Genomic DNA, 10,883 nt, shown 5'->3' with positions numbered 1-10,883 from the left:
GAATACTCGGCCCATCAGGGATATACTCCGAAAGGTCCAACATTTGATCTTTGGTCAATTTGCGGGCAAAGGAATATCCGGTAATGGAGCACTCGTGAAAGGCAATAATATCTGCACCTTCCTCAGCAGCCTTTTTACTCATTTCATCAATCATGTTAAGGTTGTATTCCTTGTCTCCACTCTTATTTTCAAATTGAGCTGATGCTATTTTTAAATCCATATTTTTAATTTTTAATCTTATTCAATCATATTAAGGTTAGCGCTCATCATTGATGGCTTTTAATAAGGAGTGCGGGCCCTCAGCATCTGCCGTGATGTGCCAGACCATCACCCCAGCCAACTCCAAGTCTTTGGCCAATGCTGTCTTTTTACCAATAAGTCCCGGAGAGTTATAATAGAGCACTCCACCGTCCTTGGAAACAATGCTATCTTGTAAATATGCATTGGGAAAAGTTTCTAAGATATGCTTATACCTTAAACTTGCAGGAACTCCTGAGCCAAAACCATAGCCGTAGAAAGGTAAACCAAGCAATAACTTGGATTTTGGAACAGCTCTCTCTTTATGGTAATAATGAATATCGTTAACTGCCATTTCGTAAGGAGAATGTTGTCCGACTATCTCTAGGTTCCATGGACCTGTTTCATCATAGGACATAATATTTATAAAATCGTATAGACCTAATATCTCATCCGATATCTTGTCTCCATTCCAACTTGCCAAGGCGGCTGTCATTAATTTTCCGGACATTTTTAAAGCCTGATGCAATTCCTTGACAAAAGGAGCGTAGTCTTCATTGATCAAGGCATTTTCTAAATCAACATCTACTCCATCAAAGCCATAATTATTTACCAATTTTACTATTTGTTGCACCCAATGACTTCTGTGTGATGGCTGCATTAGATCACCCAAATATTCTGGAGGAGCTCCGCCACCAATGGAGATGAAGGCCCGAACATTGTTCATATGAGCATTTTCAACCAAATATTTATAACCTCTACTCTCTACAAAATCCCCATTAGAATCCGGCTGTACAAAGGCCAAATTAATGTCAGTATAGGAAGACCAATCAATTTTATTAACTTCTTCCTCTAATTCGTCATTAACAAAAAGATAACCCAATACCCTGAAACGCTCTCCTTGGCTAATTTCTTGCCCTTCCCCTTCAGGAATGGAACAAGCCAAACCAATTAAAAAAACCAAACCAAACACTTTGTTCATACCTATTTAATTTACTACCCTTTATTTAAGTAGGTGAATGAGTAATGAGTAATGAGTAAATAATACTTACTGAGAAATTAGAGCAGACATTTTTAACCAAATATTTTTATAAAATAAACTTCATTCCAAAGTATAGAATTCAAATGAAATTTAAAACCAAAAATGATGATAGCAGGATCCACTTTTAGTAATTTTTAAGTATGGCCAAATGGTACATTTGCGTTCCATTTGCCAAGAACAAACCACAGCCGTAATTTAATAAGCTAAAATAGCAAAAACCGGTAAATGATCAGATGCATATCTTTCTGCAATAACCTCATGGTGCTTTACAACAAATGCTTTCCGGGGCTTATAAAATACAAAGTCAATGGCTTTATTGGGCTTATTGACAGGAATAGTAGGTAGACAATCTTCTTGACAGGTTCTTTCAAATTTCTTATCCATTAATTGTATGGCCTCAGACTTAGGTATGGCATTAAAATCTCCTGCAATAAGCACGGGTATTTTCTCCTTACTGAAATAAGAAACGACAGCTTGAGTTTGCAGAGCAGTAATCGCATCATTTTTAAAATCAAGATGCGTGGAAGCAAACTTCACTTTTTGGTTGCCGGGTAAAGTTACTTGTACAATTAATACAGATCTAGGCTCAGAATTTTCCTTGCCAGGCAATTGAAGAAAAAACTGTTTTTCAATGGGAAATTTTGAAAGGATAGCATTTCCGTACCCACCACCCTGATATGGCATGGAAGGCTCAAAGTAATAGTTCATCCCGGTCAATTTGGCCAATTCTTTGGCTTGATTTAGGTTAACTCCTGATCTTTTGGTATTTACATCTACCTCTTGTAGGGCCACCAAATCAGGTTTGGAAGCGTTTATTACCTTGGCAACCGCATCTATATCAATCAAATCAGGCTTTGAAGGTGGATTGGCGTGATGAATGTTATAGGACATCACTCTTAATTCTTTTGCTTTCTGACCATAAATAGGTCCGGACATCAATATTGTAATGGCAAGGATTGCCAGCAAAAAAAATGATTTGTTTTCAAGTGTTTTTTTCATTGAACAAACATAAATTAATTATTGAAATTAGTATCCTAAAGGTATCATATTCCTTCCATTTTAAATTCAAAGCTACATTCATAATTTACCGCCAGTGTCAAAAAACAGTAATTCTCAGTTGAATTATCTTCTTTTTCTTCCTATTTTTTCTAAAAATCTTCTCAAAGAAAACAATTAAAGCTAATAAATTTGGAAGCATATTTAAAGCTTAGATGATGTAGACAAGGTATTTTTAAAAGGAATATTAGGAAATTCATTTCATCTTAAAAAAAAATTGATCGAAACCATTAGCATTCCTGATTACTTATAAATATTTAAATTTCAAAATTCTAACTTTCACATAATCAAAAATGTTATATAAATTAATAATTTTGATTATCAAATAATTTCATGGATTTTTCCATGTCAAAAGTTTAAAAATTACTAGTGAATATTTAGGAAATACTTGTAAATTTCTTTAAAATCACCATTTAATTGACTGTATTTATCTGAAATGAGCATTTCCGTATATAAAGACCCAGAAAAAGATTCCAGGTGGTTGAAGGCAGTAAATACTGTTCAATCGCTAGGCGATTTATCTGATCTGACTTTTGATAGTATTACCGGATTGATTGCTGACAGTTTTAATGTGCCTATAGCCTTGGTTACTGTTTTAGGACATGACAAGGTGTGGTTTAAATCCAAATCAGGCTTAAAAACAAGTGAAATTTCCCGTAAACAGTCAGAGGGTTTTTATTTGGTTACGAGGGATGGAGAATTTGAGGTTCCTGATTTAACGAAAGACCCTCGCTTTTTACAGCAACAACTGGAACTTGAGGGGAACTTGGTAACTTACTATGCGAGTCATCCTATATTTTCACCGGGAGGTTTTCCTATTGGTGCATTGTGCATTTTTGATCATAAGCCTAAAAATCTTCTGGATAGTCAAAGGAAAACCTTAAAAGTTTTTGCTGAGCAAATAGAAAAACAAATCGATTTATGCTTCAAAGAAATCAAACTACGCTCCTTCAATCAAAAAACGGGGACTATACTTAAAAACATTGGAGATGTTGTATTTTTACTAGATGAAGATCAAGTTTTCAGAGAATACTTCACGGCCAACGAAGAACATTTAAAATTCCCTCCGAAAGTATTTCTCAATAAAAAAATAAGTGAAGTCGGATTTAGACCCGATTTGGTTAAACTTTTTCAGAAATTATTTACCCAGGCACTACAAACAGGAGAAAAGCAAAAACATGAATACAATCTTGAAATCAATGGCAAAACCGAATGGTTCGAAGTGACCTTTGAAAAAATGCTATTGACTGATAATGATATATTATGTATCGTAAATAATATCAGTAGACAAAAAAGTGAAGAAATCGAAACTGAGCAGACGATAAAAGAATACCAGGATTTTTTCGAAAACACCCAGGGGTTGATGATTAAGCATGATTTAGATGGGGGAATTTTACATATCAATAATTCTGGTATTAGAATTTTAGAATACACGAAGGAAGAGCTATTAAAAATAAACATGTTTGACTTGGTGGTAAATAAAGACATTTTCTCCGAATACCTCCAAAAAATAAAATCCGATAAAGCATATAATGGTACAGGAAGGCTAATTTCCAAGTCAGGAAAAACGATTACCTTCCAGATCAACAATGTCATGTTTGAACCATTGTATGGAGCCCCTTTTGTATTATGCAATGGAATGGATACTTCCGGCTACCTAGAAGCCCATGAGGAACTGGAGGCTGCAGCAATATCTATCAACAAGGAGCGCACCCTTCTTAGAACTATAATTGATAACATCCCAATAAATATTTATACAAAAAACACAAATTTTGAAAAGACACTCATTAATCAAAAGGAATTAGAGTACATCGGTTTATCAAATGAGAAAGAAGTCCTGGGCAAAAAGGACGAAGAATTATTTAAAAAAGAAACTGCCAAAGCCTCTAGAATTGAAGATGAATTGGTGATAAAAGACGGGAAAAGTATCATCAATAAAGAGGTTGTCCTTGAACAGAAAAATGGAACCAAACGTTTCTGTTTAATTTCTAAATTGCCCTTGAAAACCGAAACCGGGGAGATAACAGGCATGGTTGGTATAACCAACGATATAAGTGAAAGAAAGAAAGCTGAAATGGCTTTATTAGAAAACGGGAAACGGCTCAATGCGATCATTACCAGTACCAATACAGGAACTTGGGAATGGAACATGAGCACCAATCAAATCTTAGTTAACCAAAGATTTTGGGAAATTATAGGTTATGGTATTGACGAGCAAACCATCTTATTTCAGGAAGACTGGAACAATTTATGCCACCCCGAAGACATGGCACTTAAAAAAGAAGGCCTGGCTAAACATTTTAATAAAGAGACGGAAGTTTATGAATGTGAAATCCGCATAAAGCATAAGGATGGCCACTGGGTTTGGGTCCTTGAAATTGGTAGAGTATTTTCTTGGGATCAGGAAGAAAAGCCACTACTTATGTACGGCACCTTTCAAGATATTAGTGCAAGAAAGGAATTTGATAGCCAACTCAAAGCTGCCAAAGAGAGTGCAGAAAATGCCAACAGGGCAAAATCTGATTTCTTAGCCAATATGAGTCACGAAATTAGAACACCGTTGAATGGTGTGATAGGTTTTTCTGATTTATTGATGAAAACACCTTTAACTGAGACCCAGCTTCAGTACATGAAGACCGTTTACCATTCGGCTCATTCCTTATTAGATCTCATAAATGACATTTTAGACTTCTCAAAAATTGAAGCTGGTAAAATGGAATTGTCCATTGACAAGGTGGATATATTTGAACTGGGTACTCAGGTAGCGGATATTATAAATTATCAGGCCCATTCAAAGGGTCTGGAGCTCATCCTTAACCTTTCTCCTCATTTACCTCGATTTGTATATGGTGATGACATTAGAATACGACAGGTATTGGTAAACCTCCTAACGAATGCAATTAAATTCACGCATAAAGGAGAGGTAGAATTGAAGGTGGAAACCCTCGAAAATGACCCCAATAATGAAACGATAAAATTCCGATTTTCTGTAAAAGATACAGGAATAGGCATATCTTATGACAAGCAGCTTAAAATATTTGATGCTTTTTCCCAAGAAGATGCAAGTACTACAAGAAAATTTGGCGGTACAGGTCTAGGATTAACCATCTCTAATAAATTATTGGGCTTAATGGGTAGTAAACTCGAACTAAAAAGCGAGCCCAACCAAGGGAGCTTGTTTTATTTTGATCTTCACCTGAAATCTGAAGAAGGAGAGAAAGAAAAGTGGAGCGAAAACCATGGCTTAAACAAAGTTTTGGTGGTGGACGACAATCAAACCAATCTATATTTGGTGAAAGAAATTCTAGAAGTAAAAAACATACAATGCCTTGAAGCAACCAATGGACTGGAAGGCCTTCAAGTATTGGAAAAAGAATGGCCGTTGGATTTGGTGTTAATGGATTTACGAATGCCCTTTCTTAATGGTATTGAAACAATAGAAAAAATCCGATCCCTAAGCAACCAAAATATAGCGAAAGTTCCAGTAGTACTTCTATCCAGCTCAAATGACAATGAGTTGGACAAGGAAAAACTTGTTAAACTAAACGTACATCATCGCTTAATTAAGCCAATTAAAAACCATCAAATTGATAAAGTGTTTCAAAAATTGCAAAACCCCAGTTACAGTGAATTTTCTCAAAGTCCATCAGAATCAGGAATAGATCAAAATTTCTTAACCAATCAGGAATTTAATATCCTGATTGCTGAAGACAATCCAGTGAACATGAAGTTGTCAAAAATAATTTTGTCAAAAATAAGTCCTACCATCAATATAATTGAAGCAGAAAATGGGCTAATGGCCTACGAACATGTGATTAAAAATCAACCTGACTTAATTTTAATGGATATTCAGATGCCTATAATGAACGGGTATGAGACTGCCAAGGCCATTCGGACAATTGATCATGGCAAAGGAATCCCAATCATAGCATTGACAGCCGGAACAGTTAAAGGAGAGAAAGAAAGATGCATTGATTCAGGCATGAACGATTACATGAGCAAACCTTTGGTACAGGACAAATTAACAGAAAAAATTATTAAGCTTCTTAGGCCTATAAATTCAGATTCATTAGAAAAAGAAGAATTGGAGAGCAACACTGTTTATAAGCCTAAACATTTCGATAAAGTACATCTATTGAATCTATTCGACGGAGACAAGGAAATAGGAAAGGAATTATTGAAAATTGCCCATGAAAACCTACAAGAGAATAAAACTTATTTAAAACAAGCTCTCCAGTCACAGGACAAAATTTTTTTATTACAAATTATTAAAAAAATAAAAAATTCAGCTGGTACCACAGGCTTTTTCATCCTTTTAGAATTAACGAATCAAATAGAAAAAGCCAAAGAAGACAAACCCCTTTTTGATCTAGGACAGCGGATCATAGAAGAAATTGATTATTTAAATGAGACTTATGACAATTTAGAATTATAAGGCTTTTAGGTGATTCAAAAATATGAACTACCAATTTTTTATTTTTATCAAGAAAAGGTAACCATCATTTTTTTCTTACATTTGTTATTCCTTTGTACAAAATCCACCTAAAAAAATAATATCATGCCCGAGACAAAAATTTTCTCAGGTTCAAATACTCCCCATTTGGCCAAGAGTATTGCCAAATCCTATGGCCAAGCACTTGGCGACTTGACCCTAGCTAAATTCAGCGATGGAGAAATGTCACCAAGTTATAATGAATCGATCAGAGGTTGTAATGTCTTTTTGATACAATCCACAAATCCTTCAGCAGATAACCTATTAGAATTATGCCTGATGATAGATGCAGCCAAAAGAGCCAGTGCATACAAAGTTTGTGCTGTAATTCCCTATTTTGGATATGCACGACAGGATAGAAAAGATAGGCCCAGGGTTAGTATTGCCGCCAAACTTATTGCCAACATGATTACATCCGCAGGTGCTGACCGCATCATGACATGTGATCTTCATGCAGGACAAATTCAGGGATTCTTTGACATTCCTTTGGATCATTTGAATGGATCAGCTATCTTTGTGCCCTATTTAAAAAGCCTGGATTTAGGAAACCTTATATTTGCTTCTCCGGATGTTGGAGGAGTGGGTAGAACGAGGTCTTACGCCAAGCATTTTGAGGTAGACATGGTCGTTTGTGATAAGCACAGAAAAAGGGCCAACGAAGTGGCGTCTATGCAGTTGATTGGAGATGTAAAAGGAAAAGATGTGGTGATGATAGACGACTTGGTCGATACTGCCGGAACCATGTGCAAAGCCGCCCAAATCATAATGGATAAGGGAGCAACTTCGGTTAGAGCCATTGCCACTCATGGAGTCTTGTCTGGCAGGGCCTATGAAAATATTGAGAATTCCGTTCTTTCCGAATTGGTCATAACCGATACAATCCCAGTAAGACAGGAATCCTCTAAAATAAAGGTGTTAACAGTAGCAGATTTATTTGCAAAGGCAATTCATGCAGTTACAGGAAACTCCTCTATAAGTTCACTATTTATTTAAGCATTTATTATTTTAACCAAACATAAATTATGAAATCACTTGAGATTATAGGGTTTAAAAGAGCAAATCTCGACAGAAGATCTCTTGACGCAATCCGCGAAGAGGGAAATGTTCCTTGTGTTGTTTACGGACCGGGTATTAAAGAACAAATTCACTTCGTAGCACCGGCTATATTATTCAGAGACTTAATCTACACACCTGAAGTACATATGGTGGATCTGAATATTGAAGGAACTGTCATTAAAACAATTCTTAGAGAAGCGCAATTTCACCCGGTAAGTGAAATTTTACTTCATGCAGACTTTTTAGCTTTTAGCGATAAAAAGGCAATTAAGATGGAAATCCCTGTGAAACCTTACGGTTCTTCTCCAGGTATCATCAAAGGTGGTAAATTGGAAATCAAAACCAGAACCCTATTGGTTAAAGGTTTTGCTAACGACCTTCCCGATGAGATTCCATTTGATATCTCAACCCTTGAATTGGGTAAATCTGTAAAAGTAGGAGACCTAAGTGTTGAGAAGTTTGAATTACTTAACAGTCCAAACGTAACAATTGCCACCGTAGGTGTTCCAAGAGCCTTGAGAGGTAAGAAAGGCGATGAGGAGGAAGAAGAAGGATAATCCTTGCCATTTCTCTTATAAAATTTTAATCCTGTTCTGTTTTTCACGGAACAGGATTTTTTTATCTTCACCTTTAAGTAGGGCCATCCAATGCATGAGAAGCCCAATAACCTATTGGTGAATTAATGAGCTTTGATGAAAAACAAAGGCTGTTACCCTACTTTCCTGGCTTATTGGATTAACTCCTTTAGAAAGAAGTTTTTCATTGAATATCCTACTCCTTAATTGGCTATAACTATTTAGTTTTAAAAATTAAAGATTGTAAAAGGCGAAAAAGCGTATGAAATACCTTGTTGTTGGACTGGGAAACATCGGTCCGGAGTATGAATTGACAAGACATAATATTGGTTTTCTGGTATTAGACAGATTGGCTGATCAGAAGAATTTGAGCTGGGAAAGTAACCGGCTTGCTTTTACCTCCTTGCTCAAACACAAAGGTCGACAATTGCATTTAATCAAACCTACCACTTATATGAATTTGAGTGGAAAAGCCGTTAATTACTGGATGAAAACCTTGAAGATACCAAAAGAGAATGTCTTGGTTGTAGTAGACGACTTGGCTCTCCCTTTTGGCAAACTCCGATTGAAGCCCAAAGGATCTAGCGCCGGGCACAATGGCTTAAAGAATATCGAAGAACTAACAGGTGGCCAAAATTATGCACGTCTCAGGTTTGGAATTGGTGATGATTACCCAAAAGGTAGGCAAATAGATTATGTATTGGGAAGGTGGTCACAGGAAGAAATCGATACCCTGCCAATATATATGGACAAAACCATTGACATGATCACAGCGTTTAGCACTATAGGGCTGGAAAAAACCATGAATCAATTCAATAAATAGCATCATGAAAAATATAAATCTTGGAATCCAGATAGTCCCTAAAAGTAAAGACCGGGACAGCTACGAATTGGTAGACAAAGCCATAGCAGTTATTGCTGCATCAGGAGTGAAATACGAGGTTACTCCCTTCGAAACTGTAATGGAAGGTCCGGAAGAAAAATTAATGGCAATTGCCAAAGCTGCTCAAGATGCCGTCCTGACTGAAGGCGCCGAGGAAATCCTGGTATATTACCGCATGCAGATTCGTTCTGAGAAAGATGTAAGCATGGATGAAAAAACCTTGCCGCATAAACATTAAGTCATAGATTTAAATGCAGCATTTTTCCAATTCTACAGGCTGTGGTACAATGGGATAACTTATCACAACCAATGGATAAAGCAATGCCATCAAATTGAAATGGCATTGCTTTATCCATTTAAATTTATTTGGTCCAGTAATCAACCACAGTAACATCTTTTAAATGAGGCGTTAACACTTCGCCAAATGCTTTATGGGCAGGATGAGGCAAATAAGCGTCCCTGTCTTCTTCACTCTCAAAAGTGAGCAAAAAACAATGGGTCAGCCCTTTGTTTAATCCCTCAGGACTATTATTGGTCCCCCATTCAAAACCTACAATCTGAGGAATTTTATCTTGAAGCCCAATAAATGCTTCCTCAACTTTGGCTACATCTTCTGGACTTGACTCCTCTTTAAAAGAAAAAAGGACTACATGCCTCAATAAGGGTTTTTCAGCGCTTAAAGTATTTTTCATTTCTTTTGATTCTTCACTTGTTTCTACATTTCCTCCTGACTGACAGCCAAAAGCTATAAATAATAAAATTACCGCAATCGAAAATAATGGTTTCATAGAAAGGTTGTATTTAGGTCTTAATACTTTTAATACTGTAAAGTAAATGAAAAAAAACAAAAATGCCCCTTCATAGAAAAATATGTTCTTATTGAAACGACCAAGCCCTATATAAAACAAACTTTGATTTGAAACATTTTAAATCTAATTATACAATTGAGATCTGATATTCGTCTCCATTTTAGGAAAAATTAAAGCTAAATATAGAAAATATTAAATTAAATGATTTAAATTTAGCTTTGTTTGGCAATTCGTTATTTTTTGTAGAGAGTTACCAAACATACATGAAACAGTTCTTTGGCGTTTTGGCCACCCACAACGACTAAAGATGCTGTTTTAAGGAAGATTAACTTCTTGACCCTTACTAGATAGTATTGAATAGTTTAACCAGTGATAGTCTATATGAAATCTCTATCTTCAATTAATGTTTCAAATAACAAACACTTTTTATGGGTGAGATAGGGCTAACATACATAGTAGATGATGACCCACTTTATAATTTTGGGACTAAAAAAATTATAGAAATAACCGCTTTTACCAAAAAAGCACTGTTTTTCTTAAATGGTGAAGAAGCATGGGAAGACTTTCGCCAGCGGGTTGAAAACAATGAACCTATACCAGATGTTATCCTTACTGACATCAATATGCCTCTGATGAATGGTTGGCAATTATTGGATAAAATTGGAGAGGTTACCTTAGATCATCCCATAAAAATCTTTGTGATTTCTTCATCCATTAACAAAGACGAAATGGA

10 protein-coding genes are annotated in these 10,883 nt (G+C 35.9%); 6 read left to right on the top strand and 4 right to left on the bottom strand.

The window, feature by feature from the left end; translation table 11 throughout:
- From AAC037_RS09955 to AAC037_RS09945, 3 genes are all read right to left on the bottom strand, one after another.
- Positions 1-220, bottom strand: a 220-nt coding sequence (locus tag AAC037_RS09955; RefSeq protein ID WP_339902853.1) for a nitrilase-related carbon-nitrogen hydrolase, incomplete at its 3' end; no start/stop codon positions are given.
- A 36-nt stretch (positions 221-256) separates the two neighbouring features.
- Complete coding sequence (locus AAC037_RS09950; protein ID WP_339902852.1) at positions 257-1,219, bottom strand: glycosyl hydrolase family 18 protein; 963 nt, start codon at positions 1,217-1,219, stop codon at positions 257-259.
- 255 nt (positions 1,220-1,474) lie between these two features.
- Positions 1,475-2,278 carry an endonuclease/exonuclease/phosphatase family protein gene (locus tag AAC037_RS09945; protein WP_339902851.1) on the bottom strand — a complete coding sequence of 268 codons (804 nt, stop codon included), beginning with the start codon at positions 2,276-2,278 and terminating at the stop codon, positions 1,475-1,477.
- A 493-nt stretch (positions 2,279-2,771) separates the two neighbouring features.
- Between AAC037_RS09945 and AAC037_RS09940 the strand changes: the two genes are divergently transcribed.
- The 5 genes from AAC037_RS09940 (at position 2,772) to AAC037_RS09920 (ending at position 9,579) form a co-directional block, all read left to right on the top strand.
- Complete coding sequence (locus AAC037_RS09940; RefSeq protein WP_339902850.1) at positions 2,772-6,770, top strand: response regulator; 3,999 nt, start codon at positions 2,772-2,774, stop codon at positions 6,768-6,770.
- 123 nt (positions 6,771-6,893) lie between these two features.
- On the top strand, positions 6,894-7,820 hold the full coding sequence (locus AAC037_RS09935; protein ID WP_339902849.1) for a ribose-phosphate pyrophosphokinase: 927 nt from the start codon (positions 6,894-6,896) through the stop codon (positions 7,818-7,820).
- 29 nt (positions 7,821-7,849) lie between these two features.
- Positions 7,850-8,440 carry a 50S ribosomal protein L25/general stress protein Ctc gene (locus AAC037_RS09930; protein WP_339902848.1) on the top strand — a complete coding sequence of 197 codons (591 nt, stop codon included), beginning with the start codon at positions 7,850-7,852 and terminating at the stop codon, positions 8,438-8,440.
- Between the two features lie 280 nt (positions 8,441-8,720).
- Entirely contained in the window at positions 8,721-9,281 is a 561-nt protein-coding gene (gene pth / locus AAC037_RS09925; protein WP_339902847.1) for an aminoacyl-tRNA hydrolase, read from the top strand.
- A 4-nt stretch (positions 9,282-9,285) separates the two neighbouring features.
- Positions 9,286-9,579, top strand: a complete 294-nt coding sequence (locus AAC037_RS09920; RefSeq protein ID WP_339902846.1) for a thiamine-binding protein — start codon at positions 9,286-9,288, stop codon at positions 9,577-9,579.
- A 124-nt stretch (positions 9,580-9,703) separates the two neighbouring features.
- On the opposite strand, the gene AAC037_RS09915 is transcribed toward AAC037_RS09920, so the two are convergent.
- Positions 9,704-10,129 (bottom strand): Dabb family protein, encoded by a 426-nt coding sequence (locus AAC037_RS09915; protein WP_339902845.1) that lies wholly within the window; start codon positions 10,127-10,129, stop codon positions 9,704-9,706.
- 449 nt (positions 10,130-10,578) lie between these two features.
- Between AAC037_RS09915 and AAC037_RS09910 the strand changes: the two genes are divergently transcribed.
- On the top strand, positions 10,579-10,883 hold a 305-nt coding region (locus tag AAC037_RS09910; protein ID WP_339902844.1), incomplete at its 3' end, for a response regulator.

The organism is uncultured Cyclobacterium sp., from assembly GCF_963976465.1.
Taxonomy (GTDB): Bacteria; Bacteroidota; Bacteroidia; order Cytophagales; family Cyclobacteriaceae; genus Cyclobacterium.
This window is presented reverse-complemented; position numbering and strand designations above follow the sequence as displayed.

What these genes read in the sequence shown, in the direction of transcription:
- AAC037_RS09915 (WP_339902845.1), bottom strand. Translation starts at nt 10,129, where the DNA reads ATGAAACCATTATTTTCGATTGCGGTAATTTTATTATTTATAGCTTTT.
- AAC037_RS09930 (WP_339902848.1), top strand. Translation starts at nt 7,850, where the DNA reads ATGAAATCACTTGAGATTATAGGGTTTAAAAGAGCAAATCTCGACAGA.
- AAC037_RS09950 (WP_339902852.1), bottom strand. Translation starts at nt 1,219, where the DNA reads ATGAACAAAGTGTTTGGTTTGGTTTTTTTAATTGGTTTGGCTTGTTCC.
- pth (WP_339902847.1), top strand. Translation starts at nt 8,721, where the DNA reads ATGAAATACCTTGTTGTTGGACTGGGAAACATCGGTCCGGAGTATGAA.
- AAC037_RS09935 (WP_339902849.1), top strand. Translation starts at nt 6,894, where the DNA reads ATGCCCGAGACAAAAATTTTCTCAGGTTCAAATACTCCCCATTTGGCC.
- AAC037_RS09945 (WP_339902851.1), bottom strand. Translation starts at nt 2,278, where the DNA reads ATGAAAAAAACACTTGAAAACAAATCATTTTTTTTGCTGGCAATCCTT.
- AAC037_RS09920 (WP_339902846.1), top strand. Translation starts at nt 9,286, where the DNA reads ATGAAAAATATAAATCTTGGAATCCAGATAGTCCCTAAAAGTAAAGAC.
- AAC037_RS09940 (WP_339902850.1), top strand. Translation starts at nt 2,772, where the DNA reads ATGAGCATTTCCGTATATAAAGACCCAGAAAAAGATTCCAGGTGGTTG.